Annotated in this window: 16 protein-coding genes; 10 read left to right on the top strand and 6 right to left on the bottom strand. The window is 36.9% G+C overall.

All coding sequences use genetic code 11. From position 1 onward, the window contains the following. Positions 1 to 6: 6 nt before the first annotated feature. The 3 genes from ACTJKN_RS09070 to ACTJKN_RS09080 all read left to right on the top strand — a co-directional run bounded on the left by ACTJKN_RS09070 (position 7) and on the right by ACTJKN_RS09080 (position 2310). Positions 7 to 1110: a S1C family serine protease gene (locus ACTJKN_RS09070; protein WP_440824260.1), complete on the top strand. Its 1104-nt coding sequence runs from the start codon at positions 7 to 9 to the stop codon at positions 1108 to 1110. Between the two features lie 158 nt (positions 1111 to 1268). After that, positions 1269 to 1904 carry a peroxiredoxin gene (locus tag ACTJKN_RS09075; RefSeq protein WP_215127985.1) on the top strand — a complete coding sequence of 212 codons (636 nt, stop codon included), beginning with the start codon at positions 1269 to 1271 and terminating at the stop codon, positions 1902 to 1904. A 208-nt stretch (positions 1905 to 2112) separates the two neighbouring features. After that, positions 2113 to 2310 (top strand): cold-shock protein, encoded by a 198-nt coding sequence (locus tag ACTJKN_RS09080; RefSeq protein WP_029276380.1) that lies wholly within the window; start codon positions 2113 to 2115, stop codon positions 2308 to 2310. A 305-nt stretch (positions 2311 to 2615) separates the two neighbouring features. On the opposite strand, the gene ACTJKN_RS09085 is transcribed toward ACTJKN_RS09080, so the two are convergent. The 4 genes from ACTJKN_RS09085 to ACTJKN_RS09100 all read right to left on the bottom strand — a co-directional run bounded on the left by ACTJKN_RS09085 (position 2616) and on the right by ACTJKN_RS09100 (position 6397). Beyond that, on the bottom strand, positions 2616 to 3803 hold the full coding sequence (locus ACTJKN_RS09085) for a class I SAM-dependent methyltransferase (protein ID WP_440824262.1): 1188 nt from the start codon (positions 3801 to 3803) through the stop codon (positions 2616 to 2618). A gap of 153 nt (positions 3804 to 3956) precedes the next feature. Further along, entirely contained in the window at positions 3957 to 5225 is a 1269-nt protein-coding gene (locus ACTJKN_RS09090) for an aspartate kinase (RefSeq protein WP_440824263.1), read from the bottom strand. Between the two features lies 1 nt (position 5226). Then, positions 5227 to 5694 (bottom strand): N-acetyltransferase family protein, encoded by a 468-nt coding sequence (locus ACTJKN_RS09095; protein WP_440824265.1) that lies wholly within the window; start codon positions 5692 to 5694, stop codon positions 5227 to 5229. A 1-nt stretch (position 5695) separates the two neighbouring features. Next, the gene (locus tag ACTJKN_RS09100; RefSeq protein WP_440824267.1) at positions 5696 to 6397 is read right to left on the bottom strand and encodes a YggS family pyridoxal phosphate-dependent enzyme; all 702 of its coding nucleotides are present in this window, start codon (positions 6395 to 6397) and stop codon (positions 5696 to 5698) included. A 69-nt stretch (positions 6398 to 6466) separates the two neighbouring features. Here ACTJKN_RS09100 and ACTJKN_RS09105 point away from each other — a divergent pair, with 69 nt between their 5' ends. From ACTJKN_RS09105 to ACTJKN_RS09125, 5 genes are all read left to right on the top strand, one after another. Next, positions 6467 to 7024 carry a DUF4296 domain-containing protein gene (locus ACTJKN_RS09105; RefSeq protein ID WP_440824269.1) on the top strand — a complete coding sequence of 186 codons (558 nt, stop codon included), beginning with the start codon at positions 6467 to 6469 and terminating at the stop codon, positions 7022 to 7024. A gap of 1 nt (position 7025) precedes the next feature. Beyond that, positions 7026 to 9404: an endonuclease MutS2 gene (locus ACTJKN_RS09110; RefSeq protein ID WP_440824271.1), complete on the top strand. Its 2379-nt coding sequence runs from the start codon at positions 7026 to 7028 to the stop codon at positions 9402 to 9404. Between the two features lie 296 nt (positions 9405 to 9700). Further along, the gene (locus ACTJKN_RS09115) at positions 9701 to 10789 is read left to right on the top strand and encodes a PQQ-dependent sugar dehydrogenase (protein WP_440824273.1); all 1089 of its coding nucleotides are present in this window, start codon (positions 9701 to 9703) and stop codon (positions 10787 to 10789) included. Between the two features lie 297 nt (positions 10790 to 11086). Continuing rightward, positions 11087 to 11791: a CoA transferase subunit A gene (locus ACTJKN_RS09120; RefSeq protein WP_440824275.1), complete on the top strand. Its 705-nt coding sequence runs from the start codon at positions 11087 to 11089 to the stop codon at positions 11789 to 11791. 81 nt (positions 11792 to 11872) lie between these two features. Further along, entirely contained in the window at positions 11873 to 12532 is a 660-nt protein-coding gene (locus tag ACTJKN_RS09125) for a CoA transferase subunit B (RefSeq protein WP_440824277.1), read from the top strand. 137 nt (positions 12533 to 12669) lie between these two features. Here ACTJKN_RS09125 and ACTJKN_RS09130 read toward each other — a convergent pair whose 3' ends face one another. Continuing rightward, positions 12670 to 13314 (bottom strand): uridine kinase family protein, encoded by a 645-nt coding sequence (locus ACTJKN_RS09130; RefSeq protein WP_440824958.1) that lies wholly within the window; start codon positions 13312 to 13314, stop codon positions 12670 to 12672. A 2-nt stretch (positions 13315 to 13316) separates the two neighbouring features. After that, positions 13317 to 14858 (bottom strand): LysM peptidoglycan-binding domain-containing protein, encoded by a 1542-nt coding sequence (locus ACTJKN_RS09135; RefSeq protein ID WP_440824279.1) that lies wholly within the window; start codon positions 14856 to 14858, stop codon positions 13317 to 13319. 284 nt (positions 14859 to 15142) lie between these two features. Here ACTJKN_RS09135 and ACTJKN_RS09140 point away from each other — a divergent pair, with 284 nt between their 5' ends. Together ACTJKN_RS09140 and ACTJKN_RS09145 are read left to right on the top strand one after the other, a co-directional pair. After that, positions 15143 to 15622: a Dps family protein gene (locus ACTJKN_RS09140; protein WP_440824281.1), complete on the top strand. Its 480-nt coding sequence runs from the start codon at positions 15143 to 15145 to the stop codon at positions 15620 to 15622. Positions 15623 to 15727: 105 nt separating this feature from the next. Beyond that, positions 15728 to 17563, top strand: coding sequence for a UbiD family decarboxylase (locus tag ACTJKN_RS09145; protein ID WP_440824283.1), 1836 nt, complete (start codon positions 15728 to 15730; stop codon positions 17561 to 17563). The last annotated feature ends 118 nt before the right edge of the window (positions 17564 to 17681 follow it).

Raw genomic sequence — 17681 nt, forward strand, 5'->3', positions numbered from 1 at the left:
TTTGAAATGAGAAACGATTTGGAGTTAGATGCAATTATTGAAGATTACCTTTTAGGTAAACTTAATACACAGGAAACTGAAGCTTTTGAACAGTTACGTCGTAATGATGCCACAGTAGATCATAAAGTAGTTTCGCATAAGTTCTTTTTAGAATCTATGGGAACATTTGCTGAACAGTTGCGCTTAAAGGAACAGTTAAATCATATTCATTCAGAAATTGATGTAGAGAATTTGGCTTCTGCCTTAAGGCCACATCCATCTAAAGTTGTTCAGTTATGGCGTAAGCATAGATCGGCAATTGCGGTTGCTGCATCTTTTTTAGTGTTATCGTTGGTTTCTGTATATTCTATCCAGCATAATACTAAGCAGGATATTCGCTACAATCAAATGAGCAGGGAGTTATCTAAAGTTAAAACTTCTACAAAAGATTTAATCAGAACAATACAATCTACAGCACCGGGTGATACACAAAACAAAAATGTAAATCCAGGAAATTTTGGAGGCACAGGTTTTGCTATTTCTGCCAATGGTTACATATTAACTAATTTCCATGTAATTAAAGGCGCAGATTCGTTATTTGTTCAAAATAGTAAAGGTGAGTCATTTAAGGTTAAAGCAACTTATACTGATCCTCAAAATGATATTGCGATCTTAAAAATAAGCGACAAAAGTTTTAGTAATCTTTCTGCGATTCCTTATACAATTAAGAGGAATACCAGCAGCATAGGAGAAATCGTGTATACATTAGGCTATCCTAAAGATGATGCGGTTTTGGGGGAAGGTTATGTAAGCTCTAAGAATGGCTTTATTGGAGATACTACACAATATCAGGTGTCTATTCCAGTAAATCCAGGAAATAGTGGTGGGCCATTACTTGATAACAATGGAAACTTGGTTGGTATTATTAGTGGTAAGCCTGATCAAACTGAAGGTGCGGCCTTTGCTATCAAATCAAAATATATCCTAGAGGCGATGAGGGCTATTCCACAAGATTCTTTAGGGAAAAACAAGCTCTCTGCTAACAAGAAAAGTACTTTATCAGGTTTGAAGCGTACAAAACAAATTGAAAAACTACAAGATTATGTCTTCATGATCAAAGCCTATAATTAATACCCCAAACAAATTAATATTCTTAAACCCTGTAGATTAAATTCTTCAGGGTTTTTTTATTGGAATTGTAATTTAGAGGTCTTAAATTAATATTAAATCTATGTATTTGGTATAGTATTGTTTAAATTTGTTTTCATCAACTTAAAAATAATACCATTATGAGCATAAGATTAGGCGATACCGCACCGAATTTCAAAGCCAACACATCCATTGGCGAAATAGATTTTTACGATTATTTAGGCGATAGCTGGGGAGTATTGTTTTCTCACCCTGCCGATTATACCCCTGTTTGTACTACAGAATTGGGTAGAACTGCAGCTTTAAAAGGTGAATTTGAAAAAAGAAACGTTAAGGTTTTGGCTTTAAGTGTTGATTCTGCCGAGTCTCACAAAGGATGGATTAATGATATTAACGAAACTCAAAATACTTCTGTCGAATTTCCGATTATTGCCGATCCTGATAAAACTGTGGCAAATCTATACGATATGATCCACCCAAATGCTTCAGAAACTTTAACAGTTCGCTCGTTGTTCGTAATCAGTCCCGATAAGAAAGTGAAATTAATCATTACTTATCCCGCATCAACAGGAAGAAATTTTAATGAGGTGTTACGTGTGATTGATTCTTTACAGCTTACAGCCAATTATAGCGTAGCTACGCCTGCCGATTGGAAAGATGGAGAAGATGTAATTGTGGTAAATAGCATTAAAACGGAAGATATTCCAGCCAAATTTCCTAAAGGACACCAAGTAATTAAACCATATTTACGTACTACACCTCAGCCAAATAAATAATTCGAAAATTTTTTTTAATAACGCAACATTCTTGTTTAATGGCCAGAAATGGCTTGCATTATATTCGTAATTTATTATATTTGATAGTTTTGTTTCAATATTAGCGCTTAAACTGGTTGTTTTATTCATGTTTATACTCAATTGGTTAAATGAAATGCTGATCAAGGCGTAAAAGGTTTATTTATTTTATACAATTTTTTATTTTTTTATGGCAACCGGAAAAGTTAAATGGTTTAACACTCAAAAAGGCTTTGGATTTATTGTGCAAGAAGACAATAAAGACTTATTTGTACATTTTAAAGATGTTTTAGGTGGAATCGAAAGCTTGAAAGAAAACGACACAGTAGAATTTGAAGTAGCTGAAGGCAGAAAAGGTTTACAGGCAGTAAACGTTAAGAAAGTTTAAGCAATAATATTAAGATTATTTCTTTACCACTACAAAAAGCTTTTCGATTGAAAGGCTTTTTGTATTATTTAGCTTTGTCATTGTGACCGAAATCGTCATCTCGATCCGATAGCTATCGATGAAGCATAGCGGAACGAAGAGATTTATAAAGTCGTTACGCTATTGTAGATTTCTCCTCCAAAGGAGTTCCTTTGGAACACTGCGGTCAAAATGACGATCTCACTATAAGAGGATATGGACAGGAGAAGGCAATTGTACGTCACTCATATTGATTTAAACAATTAATTAACCCTCAGAATGACAACCTAATAGTATTGAATAATGGATGCTTTAATAACCATATTTTCTCCATTGCCCACCTTGGTGAAAATTAAAAACTGATTTTGATCTGCTTTTATTTTATATTTCTTAACCAAATCTTCAGGCTTTGCCGGATAGTTCCGCACAATCACATTTCCCTTTAAATTTTCTTGTTTCTTAAGTGTTGCGGTGCTGAGTACGGCTTCAATTTTAAATATCCTGCCTGGGAAATCTTTATTTACAATAGCCGAACTAAACAGCTGTGTTTGAGGATGTAGTTTTAAAAGATTGTAAGTGGTGCCAATTAAATTAAAAGCACCCGATTTTAGTAAAGCAGCATCTGGTTCGTACAAGTAATCACCAGTGTTTAAATCGTCAATAAACTGGATTGAACCATTTGAGGCTGATCTGTAAAAGGAAAAATCTTTTTCAATCTCATTATTTAAGGTTACAGCTATAATTTTCGTATCACCATTGTAATCTTTATCGATGATCCATAAGAGTTCTTTACACTCATTTTTTACACTTACAATATGGATCTCGCTAACGTATTTCAATTCTGATAACCCTGCTGAGATATCGAGTAAAGGAGCAGTTTTGACAATTATTCTAGAAGATTTTTCTATTAAGGCATCCAGGTTGCCTGCAATGTCGGGTGTACAGTCTTTTAACATAAAAACTTTACCTTTTTCGGCCCTTCGGGCAGGATCTACATAAATGGTATCAAATGATGTATCGCTAGTCATGACGTAAGCAATGCCATCTTCGGCTTTAAAATTAATATTTGTCGCCTGTAAAGCCTGTGCATTATGTCTGGCTATTACAGATAGTTCAGGGCTAATTTCGCAATGTGTAACCGCTTTTACCTTTTTCGAAAAGTAGTGGCTATCAATTCCGAAACCTCCGGTAATATCAATTAAAGTATTGCCTTTCGCTAGCATGGATTTGTATTTCGCAGTAATTTCAGAAGAAGTTTGCTCAATGGATAATACAGGGGGGTAATAAATATCTGGGGTATTAAACCAGGTTGGTAATTTTTTTTCAGATTTTTTTTTTGCGGTAATTTGTATGGCCAGTTCGGCTGCACTAATACCCTCGAACGGACTTTTTGCTAAAGCAATCTGATTTACATCAGCATTTAAATTTGCGTTGATATAGTCTTGTACGGCTTTTGCTAAAAGTTTATTGTTCATTTTTTAGTTATGTCATTTCAAAAGAGGCCGTCATTTCGACTAGAGCGCAACAAAATGGAGAAATCTAATTTAGATAGGTTTCTCCTCCGAAGGAGTTCCCTTTGGAACACTGCGGTCGAAATGACGAACGCAGTTAATCTTCAATGACCAAATTTATACGGTTCGATTCTTCATCACCATCTGGCAAGTATGACGGCTTTTAACTTCCAATAAAATATCCTTATCAACCGTTACACGATCAATAGTTTGTTGATTATAATAGCGGATGGTTACCAGTTCAAGTCCCTTATTGTATTTTACTGTAAATTCTTGAGAAAGGTCTTTGATCAGTTTTTCAATTTGAGTAGGATGATCATCAACACTTACCGAAAAGCTGATAGCAGAATTGAGCATGGTATTGATTTTGATCCGGTGTGTATGGAAAAGCTCAAAAATATTGCTCAGGTTTTCTTCGATAATAAAAGAATAATCTTTTGGGAAAATAGAAATCAACGCCTGGTTAACCTTAAAAATAAAAGAGGGGATAGGTAATGGGTTGTTTTCTTTGGTAATAGCCGTTCCTGAGCCTTCTGGCTGAATAAATGACCTCACAAAAAGCGGAATTCCTTTGTTTTGAAGTGGTTTTATTGTTTTTGGATGGATTACCGTTGCACCATAATAAGTAAGTTCTATTGCATCGTGATAAGAAAGCTGGGCAATTTTTTCTGTTTCATCAAACCATTTCGGATCTGCATTTAATACCCCAGGAACATCCTTCCAGATGGTTAGTGCAGCAGCATCCAAACAGGAAGCAAATATGGCTGCCGAATAATCAGAACCTTCACGGCCTAAAGTTGTGGTGTAGTTTTCGCTGGTGCCGCCAATAAATCCTTGTGTTACAATAATGTTGTCGGTTAAGAGTGGTAATAGGTCTTTTTGTATAATCTGATTGGTTTTTGCCCAATCTACTTTTCCTTCGCGGTAGGTATTGTCAGTTTGGATGTAATTCCGTGCATCAGCCCAAAGAGTCTTATTACCTGATTCATTTAACCAGGCTGCCACAATTTTTGTAGAAACCACTTCACCGATGGATACAATCTGATCGTAAATATAATCAGGGTTGTTATCTGGTTCGTCTTCAATCAGCCAGTCAATTTCAACAAATGTATTGGCCACATCATCATAAACCTGATTGGCTTCGCCTTGAAACAGCTCATCTATAATGCTGAAATGGAAATGTTTAATCTCATCAAAAATTGCATGCGCTTCATCACTTTGTGATAAGAACGCCTGCGTTAACTTTTCCAGTTTATCAGTAATCTTACCCATCGCCGAAATTACAATCAGAAGGTTTCCTTTTTTGTAATCGCGGACAATATTGGCCAGGTTTTTTACTCCATCTGCATCTTTTACCGAGGCACCACCAAACTTAAAAATATCCATATTAAAATGCCTTGATTTGTTCTTTAGAGAAAGCTGCGTTTAACCAGCCACTTTCTAAATGTGCTTTATATTTATTGTAGAAGTTTATTGCTGGTTCGTTCCAGTCTAATACTTGCCAAACCATGCCACTATAATTGCCATTTTTAGCCTCTTCTATCACTTTTTCGAATAATACTTTACCCAGGCCTTTTCCTCTAAATTCTTCTGTCACGATAAAATCTTCGAGATATAACCTGCATCCTTTCCATGTAGAGTAGCGTGTATAGTATAATGCGAAGCCCACTATTGTATTATTTACTTCGGCTACATAAGCTTTCCATACCGGGTTTTTGCCAAAACCAGCATCGATAAAGTGATCTAAAGTAACCGTTACTTCTTCAGGGGCACGCTCATAAATGGCGAGCTCATTAATTAATTCCAATATTCTTGGACAATCTTCTGCAGTCGCAAATCTGATGTTAAAATCCATATTAATTGGCTGTAATGTCGTTTTTGAAATGTTTAATTACCCTTTTTCCGAAAATACTGCTACCAATGCGTACCATTGTACTTCCTTCTTCAATTGCAATTTTATAATCTGCACTCATTCCGGTCGATATTTCTTTAAAAGCATTGTCTTTACGGAAAAAACTCACTTTAATGCCATCAAAAAATACTTTTAGTTCGTGAAACTCGATCGTAATCTGCTTTTCGTTCTTAGTATTGGTGGCAATTCCCATTAAACCTACAATACGGATGTTTTTCAGTTCGGCCAATTCTTCTGCCCGTAGTAATTCGATTACTTCATCAAAACCAAGTCCGAATTTAGTGTCTTCATCTGCAATGTAAACCTGTAATAAACAATCAATTATGCGTTTGTTTTTTACTGCTTGTTTATTGATTTCCTGTAGCAGTTTCAAACTGTCTACCCCATGAATAAGTCTAACAAAAGGGGCAATGTATTTTACCTTATTGCTTTGTAAATGGCCGATAAGATGCCATTCGATATCGTTTGGAAGTTGCGCCTGTTTATCTACCATTTCCTGTACATGGTTTTCTCCAAAAATGCGCTGCCCGGCGTTGTAGGCTTCTAAAATTGATTCTACTGTTTGTGTTTTTGAAACCGCAATTAGTTTAACCCCGCCTGATTCAACTTCGCTTTTATATTGTTTAAGATTATCAGCTATGCTCATTTATAACTATTTTTGGTAAAATTAATAACCTTGCCGCAATTTGGGCAAAAAATAATATTTAAATTAAGCATGAAGAGATTAATATGGGTTTTAATGACAGCTATATTATGGTTTGGATGCAAGCCAGGAATACCTGATGGCATTATTAAGCCTGATAAAATGGAAAAGATTTTATACGATATGCACATTGTAGATGGCTACCTTTCAAGTATTTATGTTGTAGATTCAGCAAAGAAGGTGGCAGCAGCTTATTATAAAGGGATTTACAAAAAATTTGGTACAGATTCTGCCGAATATAACAGGAGTTTAATTTGGTATAATACTAACCCTAAAGAATTAGAGGCAATGTATAAAAACATACAAAAATTGTTAGTTAAGCAAAAAAAAGGAACAGCATTAGCTGATCTGATAATCAAGAAAAAGGCATTTAAAGCCGACTCGTTAGTGATAGCAAAGAAATTTAAGGCCGATTCTCTTGCGATCAGAAAAAAAATGAAACCAGATTCTTTATCGAAGGTTAAAGCAATTGCTGAAATTGCAAAGAAGAAAAAACAGGCCGATTCATTAATTAATATAAAAAAAGCTGGTGTATCGGAAGTAGTTCCAAGTCCAGCCATAGTACAATAATATGTTATATCCCGAAAACTGTTTAGAACGTTTAGGTTTTGTTGAGATCAGGCAACTGATTAGCAAACATTGTTTAAGTCCGATGGGGCAAACAATGGTAAAGAAGATGCAGGTGATGAACCGTTTTGATCAGATTGATAAGTTTTTACGTCAAACAAACGAATTTAAAAGTATCCTGCAAAATCAGGAACCACTACAGATTAATACCTTTTTTGATATTAAGTCGCTGGTTGAAAAAATCAGGGTTGAAGGCACTTATCTATTAGAAGATGAGTGGTTTCAGGTATATACTTCGTTGCATACTGTTTTCTCTGTACTCCGTTTTTTTGAAGAACGTGCAGAAGTATATCCTACACTAGAAGCTTTATTTGAGCATCTGCCTATTGAAAAAACAATTCTTCGTAAGATAGAAACCGTTATAGATGCCAAAGGAAAGATCAAACCCAATGCATCAAAAGAACTGCAGGAGATTACCTCTGCCATTTCGAAAGCCGAACAAGATGTACGCAAGCGCATGGATTCGATCTACAAGCAGGCCATTGCCAATAATTGGGTTGCAGATGGTAGTTTAACCATTCGCGATGGCAGAATGTGTATCCCAGTTCTGGCTGAAAACAAGCGCAAACTCAAAGGCTTTATACACGATGAATCGGCAACAGGGCAGACCGTTTATATTGAACCTGAAGAAGTATTTACTTTAAATAATAAGCTGCGCGATTTAGAATTTGATAAACGTCGTGAAATTATTAAGATATTAATTTCCTTAACTGATGATCTGCGGCCATACTCGCCGTTACTGCTTTCTTATCATGGTTTTCTTACCAAGCTGGATTTTGTGCGTGCAAAGGCTTTATTTGCAATGGATATTGAAGCTGAAATGCCAGGTTTGTTAAAAGAACCTAAAACAAAGTTGATTAATGCGAGGCATCCTTTGTTATCGATCTCATTTGCCACCGAAAAGAAAACGGTTACGCCTTTAAATATCCATATAGATGCTGAAACACGGATAGTATTGGTATCCGGGCCAAATGCAGGTGGTAAATCGGTTTGTATGAAAACCGTTGGCCTTTTGCAGATTATGTTGCAAACAGGTTTGTTAATTCCGGTTGATGCGAATAGTGAAGTAGGTATTTTTGAAAATATTTTTGCCGATATCGGTGATGACCAATCAATAGAAAGTGATTTAAGTACTTACAGTGCACACCTGAAAAAGATGCGTTATTTTGTAGAGCATGCTTCGCCAAAAACGATGGTGCTTATTGATGAGTTTGGTACCGGAACCGATCCGCAGTTTGGGGGACCAATGGCTGAAGCTGTTTTAGAAGTATTGAACAATAAAAAGGTTAGGGGAGTAATTACTACCCACTATTCTAATTTAAAGCTTTTTGCAGGTAATACACCTGGTTTGGAAAATGCATCGATGCTTTTCGATAATGCCAAAATGAAACCACTATACATTTTGGAAATGGGTAAACCTGGTAGTTCTTATGCATTCGAAATCGCTCAGAACATTGGTTTGCCAAAAGAGGTAATTCAGCTGGCTAAAGAAAAAACTGGCTCTAACCAGAATAGGGTAGATACTATGCTTGTAGATCTGGAGCGGGAAAAGAAAAATGTTTACGATGCCAAAGTAAGTTTAGCCAATCAGCAGAATAAAGCTAAGAACCTGGTTGCCGAAAATGAAAAGTTGAAAAGCTTTTTGGAGGAGAATAGAAAGGTACTGATTAAAGAGGCGAAACAAGAGGCGCAGAATATTATTAAAAATGCCAATAAACTGGTTGAAAATACCATTGCCGAGATTAAAGAAAAGCAAGCGGATAAGGAAATAACTAAAGAACTCCGCCAGAATTTGCAAAAAGAGCTGGTTAAAAATACCATTCCGAAAGAGCGCCCTAAACCAGTACAGGTAGTTGTTGGCGGTGAAATTGAAATTGGTGATTTAGTGAAATTTACGGATAGTGAAACCATTGGTCAGGTTTTAGAAATTAACCGCAATGAATTGGTTTTGGCTATTGGCGATTTACGCTCGAATGTTAAAAAGAACCGCGTTCAAAAGGTGAGTAACCGTGAAGCTAAAAAAGTAGTTCAAAGCAGTGCAAATTCGTTTGCTGGGCGGATGAATGATGCCGTATCTGGTTTCAGGGCCGAACTTGATCTTCGTGGAAAACGAACTGAAGACGCCCTCTTTGAAGTAGAGAAATATTTAGATAAAGCCATTATGCTCGGCTTTCCGTCCATTAAGCTGATCCATGGTAAAGGTGATGGCATTTTGCGTAAAATGATCAGAGAATACTTGCGTAAGTATAGTCAGGTAAATCGGATGGAAGATGAACATGCTGATAGAGGCGGGGATGGGATTACTTATGTGTATTTGAATTGATCGTGGTGAGATAAGAGATGTGAGACATGAGATTTGAGTTGCCTAGGCGTCATCTCGACTGAAGCAAAGCGGAATAGTTGTGGTGTCGGATGTTACCATCCGACACTAAGTCATTTTTTTGAAAATCTGTCAGATGGTAACATCTGACAGTAATCTAAAAGCTAATTATATAAAGATTTTGCTGCGCAGAGCACTTCGTGGTTCTTGGCTGCCCTGTGCTTCGCTCGAAATGACGTCCGCCCAATAAAAACAAAACTTTATAACGGTAATGTTGTTATTTCTAAAACGTTACGGTTATGAGGGCAATACTACTCTGCTTATTTGTAATGCTATTCGTTACAAATTGCAAAAAGAATGGTGATGATAATGACGATCCAGGTGCCTTACCTGATGTAGAATTAAAATCAAAAGTAGTTGTATCCGGACTGAGCCTCCCCTGGGAAATGGTTTATGGACCTGATAATTTTATCTGGTTTACCGAAAAAGCAGGTAAAATTAGTCGTTTAAATCCTGCAAATGGTCAAGTAACGCCTTTACTTACCATAACCGAAGTACGTACCAATGGCGAAGGTGGCTTGCTCGGGATGACGCTACATCCCGATTTTACCAGTAACCCTTACGTTTATGTAATTTATGGCTATGGAAGTACCTATAAGGCTAAAGTTGTACGTTATACTTACAGCGGAGGAAATTTAACGAGTCCGCAGGTATTATTGGATCAAATTCCTGCTGCTTCAATCCACAATGGTTCGCGTTTGCTGATCAGTGGTGGTAAACTATTTATCAGTACCGGCGATGCTGCTGATACAGGAAATCCCCAAAATGTTAATTCTTTAGCAGGGAAAATTTTAAGGATAAATTTAGATGGCTCGATCCCCGGTGATAATCCTGATCCAAATAACCCGGTTTGGTCTTTAGGGCATCGAAATGCACAAGGATTGACCCAGGTAGGCAATAAAATCTTTTCTTCAGAGCACGGTCCGGATTCTGATGATGAGATTAATATTATCGAAAAGGGAAGAAACTATGGATGGCCAAATATTAAAGGTTTTTGTAATGAAAGTGGAGAACAATCGTTTTGCAGTTCGAACAATGTGGCAGAGCCATTAATCAATTGGACGCCAACCATTGCGCCTAGTGGTTTAACTTATTACAATTCAGATTATATTCCGCAGTTTAAAAATTCGTTGCTGTTGGCTATATTAAAAGGAACTAAATTGATGCAACTTAAATTAGACGATGCTCAAACAAAAATTACGGGAACGAAAGATTTTTATGTAAACACTTATGGTAGGATAAGGGCTGTTTGCCAATCGCCAGAAGGGAAAATTTATATCTGTACCAGTAATGGGAACGATGATAAAATTGTGGAAATTGCGAAATAGGTTTATTTCTTTTTATTGCCAGGGCACTTTTTACAGCGTTTACCTTTTTTGAATTTCTCACAACATTTTTTGTGCTCAGCCGTACAGCTGAAAATAAAACCCATGCCTTTTTGAAATTCAGGATCGGTGGGTAATATGAATAGATTTTCTTCTCTCTCGTAAATCATTGCAGCACAAAGGTAACAGTTATTTAGATTAATTCCAATTAATTAATATTCCGGAAAGATTTAAAGATTATAAATGCTACATTTTTGAAGGCAATTTGTAATTTAGCGAACTAACCAAAAAATTCATAAGATGATAAATAAAGTGGTATCTGGAGCTGAAGAGGCTATCAAGGATATATCAGATGGTGCTACCCTGATGCTCGGCGGTTTCGGGCTTTGTGGTATTCCAGAAAATTGCATTAATGCTTTGGTAAACAAACAGGTAAAAAATTTAACCTGTATCTCTAATAATGCTGGTGTTGATGATTTTGGTATCGGTTTAATGCTGAAACAACGTCAGGTTAAAAAAATGATTTCTTCGTATGTAGGTGAAAATGCCGAATTTGAAAGGCAATTGCTAAGTGGCGAACTCGAAGTAGACCTTATTCCACAAGGTACTTTAGCTACGCGTTGTCTGGCTGCCGGATACGGTATGCCTGCAATTTTTACACCAGCAGGCGTGGGTACCGAAGTGGCAGAAGGCAAAGAAGTGCGAAATTTTGATGGCAAGGATTATTTAATGGAATATGCTTTTGATGCCGATTTCGCTATTGTTAAAGCCTGGAAAGGCGATACCGCTGGGAATTTAATCTTCAGATCTACCAGCCGCAATTTTAATCCAGTAATGGCTATGGCAGGTAAAGTAACCATTGCTGAGGTAGAAGAGTTGGTAGAGGCGGGCGAACTTGATCCGGATTATATCCATACACCTGGTATTTATGTCCATCGGATTTTTCAGGGGAAAGATTATGAGAAAAGAATCGAGCAGCGAACAGTGAGGAAGTCCGAGGTCTAAAGTCGGGAGTCCGAAGTCGAATAGCAAATCTGATCATTCACTCATTCTATCCATTCAAAACTCATTCATTTACATTTATTTATGTTTTCAAAAGAAGAAATCGCACAGCGTATTGCTAAAGAAATAAAAGACGGCTACTATGTTAACCTTGGTATTGGCATACCTACTTTGGTCGCCAATTATATTCCAAAAGGAATTAATGTCGTGTTACAGTCTGAAAACGGCTTATTGGGTATGGGGCCATTTCCATTAGAAGGAGAGGAAGATGCCGATTTAATTAATGCGGGGAAACAAACCATTACTACTTTGCCAGGATCGTCTATTTTTGATTCGGCTATGAGCTTTGGGATGATTCGTGCACAAAAAGTAGATCTCACTATCCTCGGAGCCATGGAGGTATCAGAAAATGGAGATATTGCCAACTGGAAAATCCCCGGTAAAATGGTAAAGGGCATGGGAGGGGCTATGGATTTAGTAGCATCAGCCAAAAATATTATTGTGGCGATGCAGCATATAAATAAAGCTGGAGAAAGTAAATTATTACCTAAATGTACTTTGCCTTTAACCGGTGTAAAATGCATCAAAAAAATTGTAACCGAATTGGCGGTTTTAGATATTCTGCCTGAAGGTGGTTTTAAGCTTTTGGAGCGTGCACCAGGCGTAAGTATCGAATTTATACAACAATCTACGGCTGGAAGATTGGTAATAGAAGGAGAGATTCCTGAAATGAGATTGGATTAATTGGTGATTGATTCTAAAGAACGGTCGTCATTCCCGCGCAGGCGGGAATTTAATGCACCCTGTAAACCCTATCAAGATATTACGATTCCTCGCACAAAAAAAAAGTCAAGCTTTTCAAAAGCTTGACTTTTTTGATTTTATTGTATATCTACTAAAATACTATTCCTTAAATCGTTGGAGATATCTTCTGTGATACCGATAATTTCTTCGGGTTCGTTGGTATTGTTCATTATTACCTTATTACACTGTTCGCGATAAGGCAATAAATATTCTTTATAGGCCGGCACTACATGGTTGTGCCATTTGTACAATACATCGTCTTCAGGGTAACCACGTTCTAAACCATCACGTTTTATACGGCGATCTAAAGCTACCTCTTCATCTGCATCAACAAAAATGGTATGATCCAGCAGTGCGGCAATTTCTTTAAAGTGGAGAATAAAAAGGCCTTCAACAATAATAATAGGTGCCGATTTAATCTCCAAAATTTTAACAACGGCGAGTGGATTATTGAAGTTGTATTCTTTTTTATAAACAACCTCGCCACTCATTAACTGTTTAATATCTCTTAAAAACTGTTCGCTATCAATGGTAGAAGGGAGGTCAAAGTTGTATAACTTGTTTTCTTCCTGTGTCATCTCGCCCGCTGGGATATAATAGTCATCTTGCGATACGAGTGTTACTTCATCCTGTTTAAAATGGTGAAGAAAACAGTTTAAGAAAAATGTTTTACCCGATCCGCTACCACCGGCAATACCAATTATAAATGGCTTTTTGTTCAAACTCATTGAGCACTATATGTTAAATTGCAGAAAAAACGTTTGTCTAAAGCGCCCAATGAATCGGCTACAGCTTTAGTCATTACAATTATAACATCTTTTGTGGATTCGTTCTCCGTAAATTTACCAACAACTTTGGCAAAGGTAGTTCTGTTGGTCATTGGGTTGGTAATCTTAATTACCCTGCCCACTGGTGCGGTACGGTGTAAAACCAACATTTTTGTTCCGTCCAGGTCCTGGTCTGCAATCCAAACTGCCGTTCCTTTTTCTTCGATCTGACTTAAACCATATACGCTTGGGTCACGGCGAAGTTTAGGGTCTTTAACCATGGTACTATCTGGTTCGTTTTCCTGCTCTTCTTTCGATAAATCATTTACTGATTTAGGTTGTGGCGGTTTAGGAATAATCAGTTTCTGATCAACTTTAATTGCATTATCCTCCAGTTTATTTGCTGTTCTGATCTGATAAGCAGTTAAATTGTATTTTTTTGCAATAGTAAAAATGTTTTCTCCAGTAGCTACGGTATGAATAAAACTTTCTTCTTTTGTTGCTTGTGCTTCTTTAACTTTGGCTTCTACCTCTTTAACTTTTGCTTCAGCTTGTTTTTCTTTTGGTACCTGAACATCTGTAATAATGCCTCCAGGCACTTTTAAAACCTGCCCAATGGTAATGGCGTTATCAGGCAAATCGTTCAGTTTTCTAATCTGATAAGCGGTAATGCCATATTGTTTAGCGATGGTGAAAATAGTTTCGTTCCTTAAAACAGTATGTGTGCCGGCTGCATCTGTAGATTTGTTCTCCTGTACAGGTTTTTCTTCGGCAGCAACTACCTTATTTTCTTCGATGTTTTTAGTTGCCGGAATTTTAAGTTTCTGACCGATACGTAAATTATTCCCCGAAAGATTGTTTGCTTTTTTTACTTCTTCAACGGTAGTGCCGTATTTCTCGGCTATTTTGCCTAAAAACTCCTTAGGTGCAACAGTATGCTCGATCATGGTTTGATCAGCAGATGCAGTATTGGTTTGAGGCGTTTCTGTATTATTTTTCGCAGGTGGCGTTACCGGAGCAGCTGTTGCAGTTTGTTCTCCATTTTTAACAGGGATTCTTAAAACCTGACCGATGCTTAAATTGCTGCTGCTAAGGTTGTTTAAAGCTTTAATTTCATTAATGGTTGTGCCGTATTTTTCGGCGAGCATGTTTAAGTTTTCTTTTGGCTTGATGGTATGCTCTATTATATTGCCGGTAGAAGCGCTTTGATTTTGCGTGCTGTTAGCTGATCCCGTTGCGGTAAAAGGAATATTTGTTGGTACTTTAACGATTACTCCAACCTGAAGGTATTTATTATCATTAAAGGTCATAATTTCTTTAGGGGAAACATTATACCTTCTTCCTATTGAATAATAAGTGTCTTTTGCTACAGTTTGGTGAACGATCAGTTTTTTGCCTTTATTATTTTCTACACCGATAGAGTCTCTTGCTGTGTTGGCTTTGGCATTTGCAATGTTTAAGGCAAATAACACTACAGCAGATAAATATATTTTATGCATTTATTTTATGTAAATTTCTAAGTCAAAGGGAGCAATTATACGAATAATATTATTAACCAGTCTATGTTCAGCTATTCGTTTTTAAGTAAAAATAAGATGACTTTAATATCTTAATACCGATATGCCATTCATTAACAAATGTTTGTAAAATTGTTGTTCCCTGTAATATTGAATATTAAACGATCTAATAAATAACGTATTGCTCAAAAGACAAAATTGAGGAAAACTTTTATAAATTTGGGTTGTTACGTAGACATCAAAAACATCATAAATAATAAAAAAAAATGGACGCTAAAGAAATAAGCTTAAACGAAAAAGAAGTTAAACCAGTTGTAGATCTTTTAAACGATTATTTGGCTAATTATCATATTCATTATCAAAAACTAAGAGGTTGCCATTGGAATATTAAAGGTCAGAACTTTTTTACTTTACATGTTAAGTTTGAAGAATTATATACCAATGCACAATTAACCATTGATGAGATAGCCGAGCGTGTATTAACCTTGGGTAAAGCACCGCATAGCCGTTTTGCCGATTATATTAAAGAATCTCAAATTAAAGAGATTGATACCATTGGTTTAAAAGACCTTGATATGGTTGATGCCATTTTAGATGATATGGCTTCATTGATCGAATTGGAAAGAGAACTTTTAGAAGCTACAGATGCGGCCGGAGACGATGGTTCTAACGATATGGTTAACCGTTTTATGCAGTTCAAAGAGAAAAATACCTGGATGTTGCGCGCTTTCGCAGGAAAGAAATAATATAATTTAGGTGAGTTAATAGCCTCATGTAAGTAGCTTTATTGTAAAATCTGCTTATATGAGGCTTTTTTGTTTCTGAGAAAATCTAATTATTTATCTTTGGGCATGGCATACAAAAGTTTAGCAGAATGTGTATCCGACCTTGAAAAACACGGTCATTTAATCAGAATAAAAGAAGAAGTAGATCCCTATTTAGAAATGGCAGCCATCCATTTAAGGGTTTACGAAAATAAAGGACCAGCTATTTTATTTGAAAAAGTTAAGGGAAGTCCTTTTCCAGCAGTTTCAAACTTGTTTGGGACTTTAGAACGATCGAAGTTTATTTTTAGAGATACCTTACCAAAGGTACAACAGCTCGTTTCATTAAGGAATGATCCCATAAAAGCATTAAAAAATCCATTTAAATATGCGGGTTCTGCAATGTCGGCTCTATCGGCCTTGCCACTTAAAACACCTTCGGCAAAAAGCAAATTTTTAAAAACAAGCATTAGTCAGTTACCACAAATTGTAAACTGGCCAATGGATGGTGGCCCTTTTGTTACTATGCCACAGGTTTATACTGAAGATATAGATAAACCGGGTGTTTTAAATGCAAATCTGGGCATGTACCGCATCCAGTTGGGTGGGAACGATTATATTCAAGATAAGGAAATCGGGCTGCACTATCAGATCCATAGGGGGATTGGCGTACACCAATCTAAAGCCAATGCATTAGGCCAACCCTTAAAAGTGAGCATTTTTGTCGGCGGACCTCCATCACATCCTTTAGCAGCAGTTATGCCTTTACCAGAAGGATTATCGGAAATGACATTTGCAGGTGCATTGGGCGATAGGCGTTTCCGTTATTTTTATGATGATGAAGGTTTTTGCATCTCTGCAGATGCCGATTTTATTATTACCGGAACGGTTTATCCAAACGAAAATAAACCAGAAGGGCCTTTCGGTGATCACCTGGGTTACTACAGCTTAACACATCCTTTTCCTTTGATGAAGGTGCATAACGTGTATCATAAAAAGGGTGCCATTTGGTCGTTTACGGTTGTTGGCCGTCCGCCACAGGAAGATACCAGTTTTGGGGCTTTAATACATGAAATTACAGGCTCGGCCATACCACAGGAAATTCATGGTTTAAAAGAAGTTCATGCAGTTGATGCGGCTGGTGTTCACCCTTTGCTTTTTGCTATCGGTAGTGAGCGTTATACGCCTTATTTAAAAGCGCGCAGACCTCAGGAAATATTAACCATAGCAAATCATATACTGGGGAAAAATCAATTGAGTTTGGCTAAATATCTGTTTATTGCAGCCAAAGAAGATGATCAGCATTTAAGCACACACCATATTGAAGCATTTCTTACGCATATTTTAGAACGGATCGATTTAACGAGGGATGTTCATTTTTATACCAATACTACAATTGATACACTTGATTATAGTGGTGATGGATTAAATAGTGGATCGAAGGTAGTAATTGCGGCAGCAGGAGATAAGCAGCGTGAACTTTGGAATAAAATTCCAGAAGGACTGAAATTGAGCGATGGGTTTTATCAACCGAAAGTAGCTATTCCAGGGGTTTTGGTTTTAGAAAGCAACAAATACTTAAACCCAGAGAAAACAGCCGCAGAAATTGCCTTATTGAATATGGCTTTAATGGATCAGGATTTATCAGGCTTACCTTTAATTATATTGGCTGATGATGCAGAATTTACCGCTGAAACAATTGATAACCTGGTTTGGGTGGCCTTTACCAGGAGCAACCCGGCGGCAGATGTATATGGCATTAACGATTTTACCATTAATAAACACTGGGGATGTAAAGGCTCGTTGATTATTGACGCAAGGAAAAAGCCCCACCACGCACCTGAATTGATCAAAGATGAAGCGGTAGAGGCTAAGATTAATGAAATGGGTAGAGAGGGTGGTGCGTTATTTAGGGTGATCTAATTATAGTTACCTGTTATTCTACAATTAAAAAGCCGTACAGGATTGGCTTTATACGCTGTGAAACATGGTATAGTTAAAATTTAAGCAAAACTTCAATGGCACCTGCTTATTTTAATTC

Source organism: Pedobacter sp. 22163, from assembly GCF_052045595.1.
Lineage (GTDB): Bacteria > Bacteroidota > Bacteroidia > Sphingobacteriales > Sphingobacteriaceae > Pedobacter.